15 protein-coding genes are annotated in these 19752 nt (G+C 43.2%); 6 read left to right on the top strand and 9 right to left on the bottom strand.

The genetic code is table 11. The features are described 5' to 3' along the window. Positions 1-164 precede the first annotated feature (164 nt). From DXA54_RS11550 to DXA54_RS11535, 4 genes are read left to right on the top strand one after another with little or no spacing between them, the layout of a single operon-like run. Positions 165-605: a MarR family winged helix-turn-helix transcriptional regulator gene (locus tag DXA54_RS11550; RefSeq protein ID WP_004300160.1), complete on the top strand. Its 441-nt coding sequence runs from the start codon at positions 165-167 to the stop codon at positions 603-605. Continuing rightward, positions 586-1905 (top strand): TolC family protein, encoded by a 1320-nt coding sequence (locus tag DXA54_RS11545; protein WP_004300159.1) that lies wholly within the window; start codon positions 586-588, stop codon positions 1903-1905. Before DXA54_RS11550 ends, DXA54_RS11545 begins: the two co-directional genes overlap by 20 nt. Positions 1906-1919: 14 nt before the next feature. Continuing rightward, on the top strand, positions 1920-2990 hold the full coding sequence (locus tag DXA54_RS11540) for an HlyD family secretion protein (RefSeq protein WP_008651778.1): 1071 nt from the start codon (positions 1920-1922) through the stop codon (positions 2988-2990). Next, complete coding sequence (locus DXA54_RS11535) at positions 2987-4591, top strand: MFS transporter (protein ID WP_008651776.1); 1605 nt, start codon at positions 2987-2989, stop codon at positions 4589-4591. The genes DXA54_RS11540 and DXA54_RS11535 overlap by 4 nt, the downstream gene beginning before the upstream one ends. A gap of 116 nt (positions 4592-4707) precedes the next feature. On the opposite strand, the gene DXA54_RS11530 is transcribed toward DXA54_RS11535, so the two are convergent. Together DXA54_RS11530 and DXA54_RS11525 are read right to left on the bottom strand one after the other, a co-directional pair. Further along, positions 4708-6198, bottom strand: coding sequence for a UxaA family hydrolase (locus DXA54_RS11530; RefSeq protein ID WP_004303833.1), 1491 nt, complete (start codon positions 6196-6198; stop codon positions 4708-4710). Positions 6199-6228: 30 nt separating this feature from the next. Then, positions 6229-7293 carry a LacI family DNA-binding transcriptional regulator gene (locus DXA54_RS11525; protein WP_004303832.1) on the bottom strand — a complete coding sequence of 355 codons (1065 nt, stop codon included), beginning with the start codon at positions 7291-7293 and terminating at the stop codon, positions 6229-6231. 253 nt (positions 7294-7546) lie between these two features. Between DXA54_RS11525 and DXA54_RS11520 the strand changes: the two genes are divergently transcribed. Both DXA54_RS11520 and DXA54_RS11515 read left to right on the top strand, forming a co-directional pair. After that, positions 7547-8572: a sugar kinase gene (locus tag DXA54_RS11520; RefSeq protein ID WP_004300154.1), complete on the top strand. Its 1026-nt coding sequence runs from the start codon at positions 7547-7549 to the stop codon at positions 8570-8572. A gap of 54 nt (positions 8573-8626) precedes the next feature. Beyond that, positions 8627-9295, top strand: coding sequence for a bifunctional 4-hydroxy-2-oxoglutarate aldolase/2-dehydro-3-deoxy-phosphogluconate aldolase (locus DXA54_RS11515; RefSeq protein WP_008651773.1), 669 nt, complete (start codon positions 8627-8629; stop codon positions 9293-9295). Positions 9296-9877: 582 nt separating this feature from the next. Here DXA54_RS11515 and DXA54_RS11510 read toward each other — a convergent pair. Genes DXA54_RS11510 through DXA54_RS11480 form a run of 7 tightly spaced genes read right to left on the bottom strand, consistent with a single transcriptional unit; the run spans position 9878 to position 19705 of the window. After that, on the bottom strand, positions 9878-10216 hold the full coding sequence (locus DXA54_RS11510) for a DUF2149 domain-containing protein (RefSeq protein ID WP_004300151.1): 339 nt from the start codon (positions 10214-10216) through the stop codon (positions 9878-9880). Next, positions 10203-10811 (bottom strand): MotA/TolQ/ExbB proton channel family protein, encoded by a 609-nt coding sequence (locus DXA54_RS11505; protein ID WP_004300150.1) that lies wholly within the window; start codon positions 10809-10811, stop codon positions 10203-10205. Before DXA54_RS11505 ends, DXA54_RS11510 begins: the two co-directional genes overlap by 14 nt. An 8-nt stretch (positions 10812-10819) precedes the next feature. Further along, the gene (locus DXA54_RS11500) at positions 10820-11533 is read right to left on the bottom strand and encodes a hypothetical protein (protein WP_004300149.1); all 714 of its coding nucleotides are present in this window, start codon (positions 11531-11533) and stop codon (positions 10820-10822) included. Between the two features lie 6 nt (positions 11534-11539). Next, positions 11540-15934, bottom strand: coding sequence for a cobaltochelatase subunit CobN (locus tag DXA54_RS11495; protein WP_008651769.1), 4395 nt, complete (start codon positions 15932-15934; stop codon positions 11540-11542). A gap of 38 nt (positions 15935-15972) precedes the next feature. Further along, positions 15973-18120 (bottom strand): TonB-dependent receptor, encoded by a 2148-nt coding sequence (locus tag DXA54_RS11490; RefSeq protein ID WP_004308060.1) that lies wholly within the window; start codon positions 18118-18120, stop codon positions 15973-15975. Further along, positions 18117-18800: an HmuY family protein gene (locus DXA54_RS11485; protein WP_008651768.1), complete on the bottom strand. Its 684-nt coding sequence runs from the start codon at positions 18798-18800 to the stop codon at positions 18117-18119. The genes DXA54_RS11490 and DXA54_RS11485 overlap by 4 nt, the downstream gene beginning before the upstream one ends. A 14-nt stretch (positions 18801-18814) precedes the next feature. Then, positions 18815-19705 (bottom strand): calycin-like domain-containing protein, encoded by an 891-nt coding sequence (locus DXA54_RS11480; protein ID WP_120079518.1) that lies wholly within the window; start codon positions 19703-19705, stop codon positions 18815-18817. Positions 19706-19752: the final 47 nt, after the last annotated feature.

Here is a 19752-nt window from a genome sequence, read left to right as displayed (position 1 = left end):
GGTATGATAAGGCGTTAATATACAGTTGTTTAATGGGTGAATGAACGAATAGTCAGAAATTATATAAAGAGGGTTTGAAAATGAAATTAGTCAAACGTTTGACTAATTCGGAGGAAATACCTAACTTTGCCGCCGAAACGAAACAGGTAAAAAGAGTATAGAAAATGAGAGAAGGAGCAGAGTTTAGAGAACTCATGTTGCAGATTGTTCGTACCCGTATGGCTTTCCGCCGGTCTATGCAACGGACATTGAGAAAAAATAATGCGGGTATTACGTTTGAGATGCTTCAGGTATTAAGTAGTTTATGGCATGAGCAGGGAATTAGTCAGCAGATATTGGCGGAACGCATTGCAAAAGATAAGGCATGTCTCACCAATTTGATGAATAATCTGGAAAAGAAAGGGTATGTTCATCGGAAAGAAGATCTTGCCGACCGTCGTAATAAACTGGTGTTCCTGACTCCCGAAGGGGAAGAATTTAAAGAACAGATTCGTCCGATTCTCGATCAGGTTTATGTATATGCAGAAAAAATTGTTGGTATAGAGAGCATTGAAACTATGTTGTCTGAATTAAAGAGTGTATGCGATGTACTTGAAAATGTATAAGAAGTATGGGGCGGTTTTATCTAGCCTGTTTTTGGCTGCTCAATCCATAAATGCACAAACAGATTCTTTGTTTCTCACTATCGATCAGCTTTTTGAACGGGGGGTACAGCATAGTCTGCAACTTCAGGCGGATGTAATGAAAGAATCTATGGCGCAGGAGCGGATACGGACCGCACGGTCTGCACAGTTACCGGAACTGCAGATCGGACTGAAAGGGGGATTTGTAGGGCAGCCTGTTGTTTGGGAACGGGGATTATCCGATCCTTCATATCCGGAAGCACCGGACTGGTCACAAAATTATGCGATTGATCTGGCACAGCCTCTCTATCAGGGTGGTAAAATCCGAAGTGCTATTCATAAAGCGGATATAGAAAAACAAGTTGCCGAACTACAAACGTTGACCGATGAGGCGGAAATAAAGTTACGGTTACTCAATCAGTATATGAACTTGTTTAGTCTGTTTAAGCAGCATGAGATACTGACACGGAATATTGAAGAGTCGGAACTCCGGTTACGCGATATCCGGCGAATGAAAAAAGAGGGGCTGATTACCAATAATGATGTATTGCGGAGCGAAATGCAGCTGACTAATGACCGACTGTCTTTGGAGGAAGCGGAAAATAGCATTGCGCTTGTATCGCAGCAACTCAATATCTTGTTGGGGCAGGATGAGAACTTGTTATTACAACCGGATACAACCATTCTCTATCAGGCAGTTGCTTTGCAGTCCTATGATGACTATATTGTTCAGGCGTATGAAAATGATCCGGCGATGAGGCTGCTTCGCGCACAGACAGAATTGGCAAGGAATGAAATCCGTTCTGCCCAATCCTTATCTCTTCCCAGTGTGTCGCTATATGCATCGAATACATTGGCACGTCCCGTTTCACGTACATTGGCGGATATGTATAACAATAACTGGAATGTGGGAGTATCGGTTTCCTATCCTTTATCTTCACTGTACAAGAACAATCATAAAGTAAAAGAGAGCAAACTGATGGTGTCTTTGCGGAAGAATGAAGAAGAACAGAAAATGCAGGGAATCCGCATGGATGTACGTTCGGCATTTTTACGCCACAGGGAAGCGTTGCAGAGGGTAGAGGCTCTAAAACTGTCTGTCCGGCAAGCGGAAGAAAATTACCGTATTATGCAGAATCGTTATCTGAATCAACTGGCTATCCTGACTGATTTACTTGATGCGAATTCCGTCCGTTTGAATGTGGAATTGCAGTTGGTCACTGCACGCACTCGTGTGATTTATACTTATTATCAACTTCAGAAGGCTTGTGGACGTCTTTAATAAACAGAACAGATATGGCAATTGAATGGAAAGAAAAACAGAAGAAACTGAAAAAAGTAAGAGTTCGTAATATCGTTTTAAATTTAGTATGTGTCTGTTTGGCTGTCTCCGGACTTTGGTGGACTGCTAATTACTTCTGGCGTTATGTGAATTACGAAGTGACTAATGATGCTTTTGTAGATCAATATGTAGCTCCTTTGAATGTCCGGGCTTCGGGTTATATCAAGGAGGTTCGTTTTAAGGAACATCAATATGTCCATCAGGGAGATACTCTGCTGGTGCTTGACAATCGTGAATATCAGATTAAGGTAAAGGAAGCGGAAGCTGCATTGTTGGATGCACATGGCTCGCAGGATGTTCTTCATTCGGGTATTGAAACTTCCCATACGAATATTGCCGTACAGGATGCCAACATCGCTGAAGCGAAAGCGAAACTCTGGCAATTGGAACAGGATTATCATCGTTTTGAACGTTTGTTGAAAGAAGAATCTGTTCCGGAACAGCAGTATGAGCAAGCGAAAGCTGCTTATGAGGCAGCAAAGGCACGTTATCAGGCATTAGTTGCACAGAAACAGGCGGCATTATCACAATATGCGGAGACAAGTAAGAAAACAACCGGTACGGAGGCTGCCATTTTGCGTAAAGAAGCAGACCTGGATTTGGCTAAGCTGAATCTGTCTTATACGGTTCTCACTGCTCCTTATGATGGATATATGGGTAGGCGTACGCTTGAACCCGGTCAATATGTGCAGACCGGACAGACTATTTCTTATTTGGTGCGTAACAAGGACAAGTGGATTACCGCTAATTATAAAGAAACGCAGATTGCTAATATCTATATTGGCCAGCAGGTGCGTATTAAAGTAGACGCAGTGCCCGGAAAGATTTTTCACGGGGAAGTCACTGCAATTTCCGAGGCAACCGGGTCTAAATATTCCTTGGTTCCTACAGATAATTCTGCCGGCAATTTTGTAAAGGTGCAGCAGCGAATCCCTGTGCGTATCGACTTGGAAGATGTTTCTCCGGAAGAAATGGCACAGTTGAGAGCCGGGATGATGGTGGAAACAGAAGCTTTACGCAAATGATTACCATGAAGGAATTGGAGGCACCTGTTCGTCAATGGGTGCCCGATTGGCTTGGACTTATCAGCATTTTCATCGTGATTCTTCCGGTCACTATGCTCAATGGCTCGTATACAGGCAGTATGCTGGAAGTGTCGAACACGCTGGGTACTAATTCGGAAGATATTACGATGGGGTATTACGCTGCTTCGGCAGGTATGGCTATCGCATACCCGATTATTCCTAAGGTGTTAGCAGCCTTTTCCGTGAAATCTCTGTTATTGATTGATTTAGTACTGCAATTCTTCTTGAGTTGGGTTTGTGCACGTACGCAAAACGCAGATATTTTGATTGTCTGTAGTTTTGCTGTCGGTTTCTTGAAAGGGTTTCTTATGTTGTGGTTTATTCGTTATGCCCAGAAGATTTTCAGTCCGAAGAATGTGCGTAGCGAGTTCTATTCTTATTTTTATCCGTTGGTTTACGGTGGGGGACAAGCTTCGATGCTGGTAACGGCTTTACTGGCGTATCATTATAACTGGAAGTATATGTACTACTTTATGATGGTATTGATCTTGATTTCCATTCTGTTTGTTATCATCTGTTTCCGGCATAATCGTCCCATAAAAGCTGTCGCATGGTCTGATCTGCATATCCGTGAGATGTTTGTTATTTCGGCCGGGTTGCTGATGTTGATGTACGTTATCAATTATGGCAAAGTGCTCGATTGGATGGCTTCCGGTAAGATATGTATTTATATTGTAATAGCACCTATGCTGATTGCGCTGTTCATCTGGTATCAGAGCCGTTTGGAGAATCCTTATGTAAGTCTGGCTCCTTTGTTCCAACCCAAAGCAATTGTGGGCTATTTTTATATGATGCTCGTGATGTTTTTCAGTACATCAACCACTTTGCTGACTAACTATCTGACTGTTATTCTGAAAGTAGATACTACGCATACCTATTCTCTTTATATTTATTTGCTTCCGGGATATGTAGTCGGCGCCTTTATTTGTTTTTGGTGGTTTCGCTGGCAACGGTGGCGTTTCCGTTTTCTGATAGCGGGAGGAATGAGTTGCTTTGTGATTTTCTTTGCCATTTTGTATTTTGGCATTTCTCCGGATAGTACGTATGAGATGCTCTACCTGCCTATCTTCTTTCGTGGTTTGGGTATGTTGACTTTGATTATTGCTTTTGCCCTGTTTGCCGTGGAAGACTTGAATCCGAAATACTTATTGTCGAATGCTTTCTTCCTGATTATTTTCCGTTCCGTGCTGGCACCTATCATGGCGACTTCTTTTTATAGTAATGTACTGTATCGACTGCAACAAAAATATATGTATTCTTTGTCGGAGACTATAACTGCTACTGATCCATTGTCGTCAGCACGCTATAGCCAGTCGCTGAACAATGCGATGACACAGGGATATCCGTATGATGAGGCTGCGCAGTTGGCAACCAACTCCTTATATAATACGTTACAACAACAAAGCCTGTTGCTGGCACTGAAAGAGATTCTGGGTTATTTGTTGGTTATATCTGTTGTCATAGCTGTGATTTCTCGTTTTATTCCTTTCCATAAAACAATCCGCGTTACGTTTAAGAAAACAGGCGATGATATGGTATAACAAAAAAAGAGTTGCTATCCTTCACTCAATGATAAGTTGAACGGGATAGCAACTCTATTGTTTTAACAATGTATCTTTTATCTTCGATATATTTGTTGTATCAGATAGCGACCTGTTTACAAGGTTACCCCTGTTTTAAAGATAGCAATTTCGCGATAGCCTTTCTTTTCGTTGTTTACGAATTCACCGCTTGCCACTTTGATGATATAATCAATGAAGCGTTCACAAGTCTTTTCCATCGGTTCGTTTTCTACGATCACACCGGCGTTGAAGTCAATCCATCCCGGTTTGTTTTTAGCCAAAGTTGAATTGGTGGAAATCTTCATGGTCGGAACAAAAGTGCCGAAAGGAGTACCGCGTCCGGTGGTGAAAAGTACCATGTGACATCCACTTGCTGCAAGAGTAGTGGCTGCAACCAGGTCATTGCCCGGAGCAGAAAGCAGGTTGAGTCCTTTTTTCTGTAAACGTTCGCCGTAAGGCATTACGCCGGATACATAACTCTTTCCACATTTCTGGGTACATCCCAGTGCTTTTTCTTCCAGAGTAGAGATACCACCGGCTTTGTTGCCCGGAGAAGGATTTTCACCTACAGGCTCTCCATGTGACAGGAAGTATTCTTTGAAGTCATTAATCAGATGGACAGTCTGTTCAAACAGCTCTTCGTTTTTACAACGGTTCATCAGGATTGTTTCTGCACCGAACATTTCCGGAACTTCAGTCAATACGCTTGTACCTCCCTGTGCAATCAGGAAATCGGAGAACATACCCAATAGCGGGTTTGCCGTAATGCCGGAGAAACCATCGGAACCACCGCATTTCAATCCCACACGCAGTTCGGACAAAGGAACATCGGTACGTTCATCTTTAGAGGCCTTTGCATACAAATCGCGGAGGATTTCCATTCCTTCTTCGTATTCGTCACCTACCTTTTGAGTAACCATGAACTTCACACGGTCTTCATCAAACTCGCCCAGGAACTCACGGAATACATCCGGCTGGTTATTCTCACATCCTAAGCCTACTACCAATACAGCACCTGCATTGGGATGAAGCACCATGTCACGAAGAATCTTTTTTGTATTTTCGTGGTCGTCACCAAGTTGCGAGCAACCGTAGTTGTGTGGGAAAGCAACAATGGCATCCACTCCCTTGCCTTCGGTTTCGCGACGCAGTCCTTCAGCCAGTTGACCGATGATACCGTTTACGCAACCTACCGTCGGGATAATCCATATTTCGTTTCTTACCCCTACATCACCGTTTTTGCGACGATAACCTTTGAATGTAAGATCTTTATGAGGAATATCCAAAGAAACCTGAATCGGGTTGTAAGTGTAATCCAACAATCCGGCGAGGTTGGTTTTGATGTTCGTTTCGTTCATCCAGTCACCCTGTTTCTTAGCCATTCGTGCATGTCCGATAGGATAACCGTACTTGATTACATTTTCGCCTTCAGCAAAATTCTTCAATGCGAATTTATGTCCGGCAGGAATGTCTTCGTTCAATGTAATTTCAATGCCATCTACAGAAAGATGCTCTCCTGCCGGGAGGTTAACAATGGCAACGGCAACGTTGTCGGCAGGATTAATTCTTAAATACTTTGTTTCCATGTAATGTACTTGTAAAGTTGTACTTTGTTGTTATTTGCTATGGTAATAGTCTATTGTTTCTACTGTTAACAAGTCGATGGGCATATAGTTGATGCAGGTCACTTCTTTCTTGAAAATAAGGTGATCGCAAAGAGCTTTGATGCCATTGGCGCCTTGCAGTTCCGGTTGCTGGGCAATGAGGAAAGAGATACTTCCTTCTTTCAGGCAAGTGACATTCCGTTCCAGAAGGTCATAACCTATCAGATTGAAATCTTTCTTTCCGCGACTTTGCAGGTATTCGCCGACGATATAGGCTTTAGAGTTGAATGTGATTCCGTTCTTCACTGTTGGATAGGTACGGAAGAATTCATCCAGCATCTCATTGTCTTCGTCGTTGCGTTCGGCATGCAAGTCGAGCTCCAGTATAGTACAAGACGGATGATGTTCTTTCATGTACTGCCTGAAACCGATTTCTCTGTTCTCTTGCTGGTTAGAACCTACAATTCCTTCATGTATTTTGCGGAAAATAACGATTTCCTTTTCATCCCGTGCCAGTAACATCATCATTCTGGCAGCGAAATATCCGCTTTGGCGTGAGTTCTGACCGAAGAAGGCGAGGGGAGGAACGTCTTTGATATTGGAGTCTATATATATATAAGGTATATCCAATGCTTGCAACTGATCGGTGAAACCTTTCGTATACTGCGGAGCGGTAGGAGCTACCATCACTCCGTCCGGCTGTAAAGCCAAAATGGCTTCGCTGGCATTTTCGAATGAATGATAGTCGTACGGATCGTAATAGTTGATTTTCACCGAAGTATTGAAATCCGAATAGGTGGCAATAGCTTCGTGGATACCGGTTTCTACCGCTGTCCAGTATTCGCCTTCCAGATGCTCCGGCAGCAGACAGATAAACGTATACTTCTTATTGGAAGCCAAAGCGCTGGCATACATGTTGGGCTGGTAGTCAAGCTGTTTCAGAATTTCTTCTACGCGTTTCTTGCTGGCTTCCGACACTCCGCTACGTCCATGGATAACGCGGTCTACTGTTCCCACTGATACATCTGCCAGACGGGCGATGTCTTTGATCCTGATCCTTTCGGGCAATTTATTCATACGATAACCTTTATTTATATAGGTTTTTGTGCTCGCACACAATAATAATCTTAATATTTTCGATACAAATATATAACAATTTTTGTAATTACGAAAATTGTTGTATCTTTGTGCCCGCACACGAAAGGTATGTGATGTTAGTCTTTTTATAGATTAATAGTCGTATTATCAGTGTGTTAACCCCTAAAATAGGGCTGAAATGATAAATTGAAAGTTCATAATATTAATAACTTAGAAATTGAAACATAAGATTATGGGAAAGAAAGTCGTTACATTAGGCGAAATCATGCTTAGATTATCAACTCCGGGTAATACTCGTTTTGTTCAATCTGATTCTTTTGATGTAGTATATGGTGGTGGAGAAGCTAACGTTGCAGTAAGCTGTGCCAACTACGGACATGAGGCCTATTTCGTAACTAAATTGCCGAAACATGAAATTGGACAGTCTGCTGTTAACGCATTGCGTAAATATGGTGTTAAGACAGACTTTATTGCTCGTGGTGGCGACCGTGTAGGTATCTACTACTTGGAAACTGGTGCTTCTATGCGTCCTAGCAAGGTTATTTATGACCGTGCTCACTCTGCTATTGCTGAAGCTGACGCTGCTGATTTCGATTTTGATGCAATCATGGAAGGTGCTGACTGGTTCCACTGGTCTGGTATCACTCCGGCTATCTCTGACAAGGCTGCCGAGTTGACTCGTCTGGCTTGTGAAGCTGCAAAACGTCACGGTGTAACTGTTTCTGTTGACTTGAACTTCCGTAAGAAACTGTGGACTAAAGAAAAAGCACAGTCTATCATGAAACCGTTGATGCAGTTTGTAGACGTATGTATCGGTAACGAAGAAGATGCAGAACTTTGTTTGGGCTTCAAGCCGGATGCTGACGTTGAGGCTGGTCACACAGATGCTGAAGGTTACAAAGGTATCTTCCAGCAGATGATGAAAGAATTCGGATTCAAATATGTAGTTTCTACTTTGCGCGAATCTTTCTCTGCTACTCACAACGGTTGGAAAGCGATGATCTACAACGGAGAAGAATTCTATACTTCAAAGCGTTATGATATCGATCCGATTATCGACCGTGTAGGTGGTGGTGACTCTTTCTCCGGCGGTATTATCCATGGTTTGATGACTAAACCTAATCAGGGTGCTGCTCTTGAATTCGCTGTTGCTGCATCTGCATTGAAACATACTATCAATGGTGACTTCAACCTTGTTTCTGTAGAAGAAGTAGAAGCATTGGCTGGTGGTGACGCAAGCGGTCGCGTACAGAGATAATTTGGAGAGTTGAAAAGTAAAGAAAATCAATTCATTTAAATAGTAAATAATAAGATGGCAAAATTCGATAAAATAGCCGTATTGAATAAGATCGGCTCTACAGGAATGGTTCCTGTATTCTATCACAAAGATGCAGAAGTTGCAAAGAAAGTAGTAAAGGCTTGTTATGACGGTGGTGTTCGTGCTTTCGAATTCACAAACCGTGGTGACTTTGCACAGGAAGTATTTACTGAAATCGCTAAATTCGCAGCAAAAGAATGCCCTGAAATGGCAATCGGTATCGGTTCTATCGTTGATCCGGCTACTGCTGCTATGTACCTGCAACTGGGTGCTAACTTCGTGGTAGGTCCGTTGTTCAACCCTGAAATTGCTAAGGTATGTAACCGTCGCTCGGTAGCTTATACTCCGGGATGCGGTTCTGTGTCAGAAGTTGGTTTTGCGCAGGAAGTAGGTTGCGATCTTTGCAAAGTATTCCCGGGTGATGTTTACGGAACTAACTTCGTGAAAGGTTTGATGGCTCCGATGCCATGGTCTAAGCTGATGGTAACAGGTGGAGTAGAACCTACTAAAGAAAACCTGACTGCATGGATTAAAGCCGGTGTATTCTGCGTAGGTATGGGCTCTAAACTGTTCCCGAAAGATAAGGTAGCAGCAGAAGACTGGGCTTATGTCACTGCAAAATGTGAAGAAGCTCTCGGCTATATTGCTGAAGCTCGTAAATAAGATTAGAGAGCGAAAGCTATCTACAATAAAAAGAGGTTGATGCGACAGTCTCTTTTAAAATATGCCTCGAGGGTTAGTTAGTTTAGTTAGTATATGAGGCATATTTTCATTTTGTTTAAAGGTGTTTAAAGGGGATAGGCCATCGGAATGAGTGACTCATTTCGGTGGCTTGTTTTTTATTTCCTTTTTATATGTTGTCGATGTTCGAATACATAAATGGGCAGGAATATTAACAAGAAGCAGAGAACACTGATGAGGAGCAGATAACGGTTGTAGAGATACTCTCCCTCCTGGGGAGGAGCACTTAACAGGCATCTTAAGCAATCGCAGTCCATATCCTGACTGTCGTGCTGGCAAAGCAAAAAGCAGAAAGTAATGAGAACGATACCTAATAACAGGCAGATGATTAGTAGATTTCTGCGATAATGTGTGTGTCTTTTGTCGGGTTTTGATAAAGAAGAAACCATGTTTTGTTCTGATAGTTATCAATGTAAAATGAAAGAAATAAAGGGCAGACAATGCCTGAATAGGATTGTCCTGCCCGATACTATTGATTATTGGTAGGAAATATACTTTTAATGGTTATTCCGGAACATAAATAATCTCACCGTTATCCAGTTCGTAGGCTATCCCTACTTTTCTTCCTCTTTTCCCTGAATCCTCCTCTTTCTGACCGGAAGGCTTGTAAGTGTTGATTTTCTTTCCTTCCTTGGAGATGATTTCCATATTTTCTTTACCAGGATTCTTCACGATGGTGAAATCTTCCTGTCCGAAAACTTCCGTCATATTCATGTGCATCACCATTGCTACCATCAATGCCACGGCAAATACCATCGCTACGTCGAACAAGTTTACTACTACACTTAGCGGGTCGGTATCCTCTTCTTTGAGGAATTTGCTGACTCTTCTATTTCTTTTCATTATTGGACTCTCCGGTTGTTTCGTTTAATACTCTTGATACATAATCGAGGTTGTTGACATCTTTGGCATACCAACGTTGTTTGAACTGCATGGATATCAGTCCCACAGCACTAATAACCAAACCTACAACAGTCGTTGCAAATACTACCTGCATATTATATGCCATTCCGGAGATATCTCCTGTAGAAAGTCCCACAAGTGCCGGACTCATGGAAATCAATGTTCCTATCAATCCGAGAACCGGACCTATCTTAGCCAGCATTTTAGAAAGAGACACATCTTTCTCTGCTTCATTCTCGAATTTTGTTATCAGGAAGTCAGAGTAATCTGCACTGGCCGGATGGTAGAGCAGATCGCGGAGATAACCCATATATAGTGAATTGTCTTTGTCGGGTAAAGCTGCTTTCAGATCGTCTATCCGTGCATCTTTAATGAGTTGGTCCAGTGCTTTGTCATTTTTACGTTTGGTCATGTACATGTTGTAGGTGCCTCCGATCAAAATAAGTGAACGAACGAACAGGCACAGCAAAATAATGATATCGGGTATAAGTAAACTGTTCGCTACCCAGAATAAAAGTTTAGAGATGAGTTCCATATAATATTTTATTGATTGATTTTACTTCTTTTTTTTAATTCTTTACGTTGTAATAAAGGCCATTTCAGCTTGTTCCAGGCAAATCCAATGAGAAACAGGACAACGAACAGACCGATGGACAAGATAATCGCTTTCCAGTTGAGTGCCTCCTCGGTGGCAGCATAGGTCGTTTTCCCATTGACAGTGGTCAGTAGTCCGAGGATACAGATGAATAAGCTGACAAGGAAATGAACTTCCAACCGGAGATCGTCTTCGGGTACAAGATACTTCATCAGCCGGCTTAATAATGGGATGGCGATAACCACTATCCCTGCAAGTGACCAGGCTGTCACTGAAAAGTCTACGCCAGGTAACCGGAAGATAGCTTCTGTGAGATAGTAGAATAATACGGGGAAGAGCAACAAGCTGGGATACCAGCGAAGTAATTCCGCCCACCATAAATTCTTCTTACCATAAAGTCCGCGCAGGAAAGCCACGCAATAGCCGAAGCAGAGTGCTGACTCAAGCGTTATGATAATAGCCATGTTTTGCAATGCTTCCGTGTTCTGCAGATAATCAGCAATCTGTGTCTTTGACTGGAGAATAGCATACTGCCAGGTGCCGGCTACAAAAAGACCGGCTATCAGGCTGTATATTACGGTTTGCCAAAGTTTCCAGAAACTGAGTTTGAAACTGCAGTTAATCACGATAAACAGCATTAATATGTGAATGATTAACTCCATATTACATTACTTTTTCCGTTTCTTTTTAAGTATTAGCAACATGACAACAAATGCTACCAGAACAATACCTGTGATAAGGCCTCCATTCAAAGAATTTTGCTCTTCCTGTGCCCCTTGTACGGCATCGCTCGATTGTTTCTTCAATACCATGCCTCCTTTGGTCGCTTCTCCGTCCAGGGTGGCTTGTTTCATTTGTTTCAGTTCCTTGTTGTAGTTGGCTGCGGTTTGCGCATCTACTTGAGAGGCGATGAACTGCTGTAATTTGGCATTGTCTCCGGTAAATCCGCTGCCCGAAGGACCGAATTGTCTGACAAGGTCTGTATGCAGTTTGGCAATATTGGAGAGTTGTTCCGGAGAAGCTTTCCAATATCCTTTGCGGGCAGTTTCCATCATAACGGCAGTCACTTCCTGTAAAGCTGCGGGATTCTGTTTTTCAAAGAAGTCTTTTACATTCAGTTTGTATTCGTCTTTGACATATACATCATATATATTATCCCAAAGTTCCTTGTCGATAGCGGCAGGTTTCATCACGTTCCAGCCATACGTATTGGTTACAGTCTGGGCAACTTCGCTTGCTGCAGAAGCACCGCCTTTCATTTTCTCTTTGATATAGGTAGGATTCAGAATCGTTGTACGGCTTTCTACACCGACTGCTTCTTTAAGTTCCTGCATTTTCATGTTGTTGCGGTTCCGGTAGTCGCTAAGATAAGCGTCCGGGTCTTTACCGGTAACATTGCGTACGGCAAGATTCATACCTCCCATGAATTCATATACGTGGTCGAGGCTCAATGCTCCCCAAGTGTTGCTTTGGCGGGGCTGAACGACAACATCAGTACTGTTCAATGCTGCTTCAAAGGCAAATTTCTGAAAGACTTCCCAGTGTTTTTCGTCACCGTAGAAGGCTCCCATATTGTTGAGGTAAGTATCTGCGATTTCCGATTCACTTTCCCAACGGTCGCCGGATTCCACCATTCCCTGAATTCCTGTACCATACATGCCATTAGCACCTCCGAATACTCGGAAAGAAGCCATTTCGCGGGCATTTTTCGGACTGACACCTTTTTCGGTCAACACTCTTTCAGCTTCTACCACACTGGCGGCTACCTGATTTTCAAACTTGTCGTCTTTCGCTGCCGCAGCCATTTCTACTGCACGGTTAATCAGGAAGAGGCGGGAAGCGGCGATATCACGGAGTTGTCCGGAAGTCTGGACCACTACGTCGATACGTGGACGTCCCAGTTCGGCTGAAGGAATCAGTTTCAAATCGCTGACACGACCGAATGCGTCACGAACAGGTTCTACTCCCAGCATATACAGTACTTGAGCAATAGTAGCCCCACCGGTTTCTATAAATTCGGAAGACCAGAGAGTATAACTCACTTTACGTGGGATTGAATCATTGTGACGTTGCTTGTAAGTATCAATCGTTTGTTTGGCTAAAGCGATACCTTTTTCCCAAGCGGATTCTGTAGGAGTTGCTTCGGCATTGATAGCATACATATTACGTCCGGTTGGTAAAGCATTCGGATTAGCAATCGGATCACCTCCGGGAGTAGGAGCGGTGTATCCACCTTTCAATGCATTCATCAGACTGCTTAACTCTTCTTCGGGACTTGTCAGAAGTGCGTTCTTGTAGTTGCCTACATTCTTGATTGTACGCTCTACTTCAGCGATGGCAAGTGTCAGTTCGATTTCTTCTTTACTGTATTCTTTCGGAGCTTTTCCCATAGCGGCCATCATGGCAGCCATACCTTGAGGCTTTTCTTGCTTTCCACTGTTTCCCTGTTTGTCAGAAGATCCGGCAGCTTTTTCTTTATTAGCTTTCATTCCGGCTTCCATTTTCTTCAATGCTTCCGGACTTGCTCCCATAGACTTAGCCGTTTCCATTGCTTTTTCAGGATCCATGTTGGCGCCCATTTTCTTCATGGCCTCTTTCATGCTTTCGGGTATTTGACCATGAGGAGAACCCTCTTTGGAGACAGATGCCGGATGTCCTTTACCTGCTTTCTTTTTGTCGGATTGTTCACTCTTTGCCGATGCAGCCATCATCATTGCCATCATACCTTTCGGAGCATTGCGGTCTGCCTCTATTTGACGAGCCTTGGCTAGTTCCTGTGCGGTGATACCGGCTGTACGACAAATCAGTTCATCTGTGGCCAGTGCAGGATTAGCGAGCAACTTTTCTACCAGATGGCGAGCAGGAGTCAAGTACTGTTGTGTAAAGAGGCTGCGGTGCTTGCTAACGGCATCTGTCGCTTTACCACGTTGCTTGTCAAGAGCCAGCAGACTGTATGCGATAGGTTCTGTAGCCATTGCATAGACGGAAGAAGTGATCCGTTCCGCTTCATAAGGAACTCCCATTGTGTAGAGTTGTCCGGTGATTTTCTCGGTAGCCAGTTCTTCTGCGAAGTTTTCTACACGGGCGATTTCATCTTCCGTATATGGTTTGTTGGCAATGCTGTCCAAACCTAAATCACGGTGAATTCCCATTTTCACAGTCAGCGTTTTGACAGCTAATGATTCCTGATCTTTATTCTCTTTGTGAGAGTTATTGTAAATCTTGATTTTTTCCATCAGCTCCCGATAAATACCACGCACACTGCTTTCAAGGAAAGGAGGAGTGAGGTACGACTGTATGGTGGCATACGAACGGCGTTTAGCCATCATTCCTTCACCAACATTACCAATAGAGTAGATATAGAAGTGCGGAACTGCTCCAACCAGGCGATCCGGCCAGTCGTTGCTGCACAATGCCACTTGTTTTCTGGGAGTAAATTCAAGACTTCCATGTGTACCGAAATGGATCAGTGCGTCAGCCTTGAAACCATGTTGCATCCATAGATAGGAAGCAATATAAGTATGAGGAGGAGCCATATTAGTGCCATGAATCACTTGGAAGGAGTTGTCCCCGCTTCCGGCAGCATTTTGTGGCATTAAGACTACATTCCCGAATTGCAGACGGGCAATACCCAATTTACCGTCGTTAGTCGCCATATAGTTGCCGGGGAATTCGCCGAAAGCATCCACCACTTCCTGATATTTTTCAGGGCGGAGTGACTCTTTCACCCAACTTTCATATTGATCTTTGGTGATAAGTTCGGGATGTCCTTTTTGCATAAAGTCATTAAAGGCTCCCTCTGCGTAAGAGTTGAACACAGCGCCTTGAGCCTGTATCATTTTACCCAGTTCTTCAGCATTTGCAGGCAGACCGGATATGTTGTATCCTTCCTGTTTCATGCGGACCAGAAGATTGTATAGGGAAGGAACCACCTCCATACCGGCAGCGGTCAATGCATTTTGCCCCGGACCTTTATAATAGTAGATAGCTACCTTCTTCTCGCTGTTCGGCTTAGTATTCAGATTCAAATAATTATTGATTGTGGATACGAAAGTCTTCAAGCGTTCGGGTACTGCATACGAATGGCGCAATCCTTCTTCATCCTCATATTGTGCAAAGAGAGCGAAAGGACGGACGGCACCGTCGATTTCCGGAGTCACGATACTTTGTGACATAAATCCTCCTGCCATTCCCATCGGATCTTTCTCCCATTCGTCTACCAGGCTGTTGATGGTGAGCGGAGCAAACAAGAGGATATTCTTAGCTTTCAGATAATCCACCATTTTGTCTCCCATGCGTCCGTGTGCCATGTTGATGATTGCGTCTGGCTGCACTTCGTCAATAAATGACATGAATTTCGTCATTGACTGAACCGGATAAACATTGTAACCTTCTTTTTCAAGAGCCTCAATAAGTCTGGTGGCATCAGCCATTTGTCCGGTTATCATGATTTTACGTGCTCCTTCTTTATAAAGACGGTTGTCCTTCATGAATTTCTCATAATCTGCCACGGTGAGGAACTCCAGTTCATCATCCGGGTTGGTGAGTCCGGCGTGATAGAGCATGTCGCTGGGTCTTTCTGCCGGGTCTTCCACTTCCGGTATGGAAGAGATTTTACCGTCAATAGCTTTACGGATATAATTCAGCATATTCCGGTAGTTGGTCTTTCCTCCGTTGGTCAGATAACCTCGTATCAGATTCTGTTGTACGCTGTCCAGATTACAAATGTTGTTGGCCGGGTTGGTAGCCATGGAAGTATATACAGGAATACCTTTGTCGGCAGCCTGTTGTATCTGTTGACGTTGTTCCTCGACGATACGCAGACCCATTCCGTTGATGAATACCATGTCGTAACCGGTCAGACGGTCGAGGTTGCCGAGCGATACTTCACTGAGTTTGATGGATGAATTGTCGTTGGCTTTCGATATACTTCCCTGCTGTATGGTCTGGAAGTTGATGAAAGCAATCTTTGTAGGACTGAACCAGGTATTCCATACGGACATCCCTATCAGAGCTGCAGCAACGATGCATACACCTAAGATGATTTTACTTTTCTTTTTCATTTCTCTTATTTTTAGCTTTGTATGTAGTTTTATCTTTTCTATTTTCTGAAGAACCTGTCTACGTCTAATGCAAGTCCGATGGAGAAATTGGTTCCCCGGGTATAAGGAGAGTTTGCGTCATAATAGCTTGGAACATAATTAAATATGTTGTTGACGGCCATATTCAGGCTGACTCCTTTCCAGATCCCTTGTGTCAACGTCAGGTTCCACATCGTATATCCCGGATAAGTCACTCCGGTAGTCCCTTCATCCGGATTATTGCCCACATATTTATTGGTTTCTACTTTGGATAACGCACGTCCGTTCAGGGAAAGATTGAATTGATAATTATCCCATGATTTGCCGTATTCGATACGTGCGGTCGCTGAATGTGGGCGGGTACTGGAGAATTTCATTTGTCCGTCGCGCATAAACTCGTGGAGGTATCCGTAAGAAACACGTATTCCCAGACCACAAGGATATTTGGCGGAGGCGTTGATATCCACACCGGCGATGTCTACTTTCTCTGTATTGATATATAGCTGTGCCCATCTTCCGTCAGTGTCGCGGAATGAAGTCAGGTCGATCCGGTCATTGACAAGGTTGTAATATCCTGAAACGGTAAAATTGTAACGGTTCTTGGTATATTCCGCCGAGAGCGAGAAGTTGTGGCTCGTCTCCGATTTCAGGTCGGGATTACCATAAATCATCATGGCATTTGCCATGTCGAAGTTCATATACATTTCTTTGAGGGTAGGAGAGCGGAATCCCTGTGAGTATGAGCCACGGAGGGAGCAGTTGGCTATTTTGTACATCAGTCCGATGTGCGGAGATATATGACGTACGTTAGATTGTGAGAAATAGTCGAAACGTACCCCGCTGATTACGTTGAAATGTTCGGTCGGGTTCCAGTCGAACTGTCCGAATGCATCTGCCGAGTGCATGGTATAACTTCCATTGTTGGTAAATTGATAAGACAATAGATAGTCACGCATATAATCTCCTCCTACGGTCAGAATGTTTTTATCGTTGAAGGTGTAATTGTAGAGTGCGCGTACGCTATGTTGCACATTGCTGTAATCGCGGACATCGTATTTGTATGAGGTCAGATAATCACTTTTATCATATTGGTCGAATGTATAGGCAACTTCCAGATTACTCATGATGTTGAAATCATAGTTGGCTTTCAGACCTCCGCTGAAATCACGATAACGGTCTTTGCTGTCTCCGGTCTTATCCCGTTCGCGGAAATAATAACCTCCGCGTGCAGTCAGTTTCAACTGTTCAATCGGTCTGTAAACAAGACGTTCTTTCACATTCCATGTGCGGTTTCCGAAGATGGTTGTCACATCTCCTTCCGGTACGTCGTAAGAATCGGACATTGTATGTTGCACATTCGTCTGGCTGTTGAATTTACCGGCTTTGAAACTGAAAGTTCCGCCATATCGTTGGTCGTTATGTTCACCGAAGCGGCTGTTTACATTTAAATTCCATGGGTCCTCGGAATCACGGGTGATGATGTTGATTACGCCACCTACTGCACTGGAACCATAGAGAGTAGAGGCAGCCCCTTTTACAATTTCTACCCGTTCCACGTTATCGAGGTTCAATCGGTTGTAGTCGACGTTGTTTAAAGTTTCCCCTGCCAGACGTTCGCCATCTACCAGGAAGAGTACAGAGTTTCCTCCGAATCCCTGCATATTGATAGAAACCTGCTGATCCATTGAATAGGAAAATTCAATGCCCGGCAGTTCCGATTGTAATAATTGTCCTACGTTGGTTGCATCTACCTTCTTTATATCGTCTGCTGTGATTACACGAGTGATGATAGGAGCATCTTTCAGTAATTTGGGAGTACGTGTACCTGTGACAACCACTGTTCCCAGGTCAAACTGATCTTCCGATAAGCGGAAACTTAGTCTTTTCTCTTTCCCTACAGTCAGTCTTTTTTCTTGTGGCTGATAGCCTACATACGAGGCGGTGATGAGGTATGTACCGGTTCCGGGGAGTTGTAATGTATATGTGCCGTCGACGGATGTGACGGCTCCGGTTCCTTTACCTTTGATGGAAATCGTTGCACCGGGGAGAGGTTCCCCTTCTGTATCAGTTACACGTCCGCTGATGTGATAAGTTGAGTGTTGTGCTAATGTGGTGCAAGTTGCTATAAATGAAAAAAGCAATAATGAGATTATAAATGTAGGTTTCATTCTTGTTGATTGGTTTCATTGTTGTTGTCCTCGAACTCAAGCGGATACTGGAAATCGAAGTCAATATATCCTTTTATACCTCTGGCATTCATGTAGTTGGTAAAACGGATCGCGGCGTATGTATTGTCTTTCAAACGTATCAAAAAAACTTGGTTTGACATGGTGTATACCGGAGGCATCGTTGCGGTATTAACGTCCAGCCAGCTGGAAAGAACAGTATTACGGTAAGACTCTGTGTAGATAATGTTTCCGTCCATCATGCCCGACATGTCAATAGCTATTTTATCGGTTGTCCATTCATCTTCTACAAAATCTTCCGCTTTAGGCAGTTTACCTGTTGCTTTAAACTCGTCGATACTTGTGTAAGTTGTTTTGTAGGTAGCACCCTCGTTGGTTTTTATATCATAACGATGAATAGCGAAATCCCACTTATCAGGAATTTGACTCTCATATTCCTCTCCGATTTTAACGGTGGTAACCGTACGTTCCGAAAGGTTAATGTAGGCCCATTCTGTATATTCAACAGTCTTGACTTGTGAAAAGCTATTCTCCTTGATTTCCATCTCCGTTTCGATGGGGGCATCATAAATATTTTCAAATATTCCATTACAAGCAGAGAGCGACATTGCCGCTCCCAGTACTATAGTATATTTGAAAATAGCGTTCCTGCTTCTTTTCATTGCTATTTAATCGTTTATTGTGCGCTACTTTGAGTATTACTTCCCGTAAATTCTGCTGTAATTGGCATTGGCATACTTCCCGGTGAGAAAACGATACTAACAGTGGCTGTTCCGTCTGCATTAATTGTACCGTTCAGACTTGTGCCGTTAATAGCAAGAGCTTCACCTGTAGTTTTTTGGGTATCTGCTTCAAAGGCACCCAGACTGAGCGAGTAACTACCATTGTTTGCTTTAGTAACATTGACTCCGGTAACAGTGAATTTTTCAAAGTTACTCATTGAACCTCCTGCATTATTAAACCCGCTGATTGTAACATTTACGGTACTACCTGTTGGGTTTTCAATCTTTACTTGGCAATCTGTAGTAGAGCCAACTTCTCCTCCTTGTACCTTAAGGCTCAAATTAGTTTGGTATTTATAAGTGTCTTTTATATAATAACCAACAGGAGTTTCTCCTTGTATGAAATCAATCTCCATTTTTCCCATAGGTACAGGAATATCAACATTGGCTTTCAAACTTAACACTTTAGAACCATCTACACTACCTTCTAATGTGTAGTCGTAGCTACCGCCTGTGCTGCCGCCCATAGACATGGCAACTTCACCGGAACCGCTGAAAGACTTATTAGAAGAAAGTTTTAAATTATTCAGAGTGAAATCTCCAGATCCGGATTTATATACCAAATTGATGGTACCATCTTCGTTGGCAGTGATTGTTGCTGTGGATTCATCACCCAACAAATAATCAGAGAACATATTGCATGCGCTGACTGAATAACCTTTATAAGCTCCTGCTATTTCTTTGGCAAGGTTAGGTTCATCGTCGTCGTTGTCGCTACAAGAAACGAAAGTAGAAGAAAGAGATAGTGCCATAAGGGCAACCATCCAAAAGTTTAAGATTTTCATACTTAATTTTGATAGATAATGATTAATTAAATTTCCAGCTGCAAAGT

This window comes from Bacteroides sp. OF03-11BH (genome assembly GCF_003604005.1).
Classification (GTDB): domain Bacteria; phylum Bacteroidota; class Bacteroidia; order Bacteroidales; family Bacteroidaceae; genus Bacteroides; species Bacteroides ovatus.
The sequence above is the reverse complement of the archived record's forward strand: the minus strand, read 5'-3'. Positions and strand labels throughout refer to the sequence as shown.

Excerpts from the sequence above, each read along its gene's own strand:
- DXA54_RS11485 (WP_008651768.1), bottom strand. The coding sequence starts at position 18,800 with ATGAAAAGAAGCAGGAACGCTATTTTCAAATATACTATAGTACTGGGA.
- DXA54_RS11520 (WP_004300154.1), top strand. The coding sequence starts at position 7,547 with ATGGGAAAGAAAGTCGTTACATTAGGCGAAATCATGCTTAGATTATCA.
- DXA54_RS11500 (WP_004300149.1), bottom strand. The coding sequence starts at position 11,533 with ATGGAGTTAATCATTCACATATTAATGCTGTTTATCGTGATTAACTGC.
- DXA54_RS11535 (WP_008651776.1), top strand. The coding sequence starts at position 2,987 with ATGATTACCATGAAGGAATTGGAGGCACCTGTTCGTCAATGGGTGCCC.
- DXA54_RS11550 (WP_004300160.1), top strand. The coding sequence starts at position 165 with ATGAGAGAAGGAGCAGAGTTTAGAGAACTCATGTTGCAGATTGTTCGT.
- DXA54_RS11530 (WP_004303833.1), bottom strand. The coding sequence starts at position 6,198 with ATGGAAACAAAGTATTTAAGAATTAATCCTGCCGACAACGTTGCCGTT.
- DXA54_RS11480 (WP_120079518.1), bottom strand. The coding sequence starts at position 19,705 with ATGAAAATCTTAAACTTTTGGATGGTTGCCCTTATGGCACTATCTCTT.
- DXA54_RS11540 (WP_008651778.1), top strand. The coding sequence starts at position 1,920 with ATGGCAATTGAATGGAAAGAAAAACAGAAGAAACTGAAAAAAGTAAGA.
- DXA54_RS11505 (WP_004300150.1), bottom strand. The coding sequence starts at position 10,811 with ATGGAACTCATCTCTAAACTTTTATTCTGGGTAGCGAACAGTTTACTT.
- DXA54_RS11525 (WP_004303832.1), bottom strand. The coding sequence starts at position 7,293 with ATGAATAAATTGCCCGAAAGGATCAGGATCAAAGACATCGCCCGTCTG.
- DXA54_RS11545 (WP_004300159.1), top strand. The coding sequence starts at position 586 with ATGTACTTGAAAATGTATAAGAAGTATGGGGCGGTTTTATCTAGCCTG.
- DXA54_RS11515 (WP_008651773.1), top strand. The coding sequence starts at position 8,627 with ATGGCAAAATTCGATAAAATAGCCGTATTGAATAAGATCGGCTCTACA.
- DXA54_RS11510 (WP_004300151.1), bottom strand. The coding sequence starts at position 10,216 with ATGAAAAGAAATAGAAGAGTCAGCAAATTCCTCAAAGAAGAGGATACC.
- DXA54_RS11490 (WP_004308060.1), bottom strand. The coding sequence starts at position 18,120 with ATGAAACCTACATTTATAATCTCATTATTGCTTTTTTCATTTATAGCA.
- DXA54_RS11495 (WP_008651769.1), bottom strand. The coding sequence starts at position 15,934 with ATGAAAAAGAAAAGTAAAATCATCTTAGGTGTATGCATCGTTGCTGCA.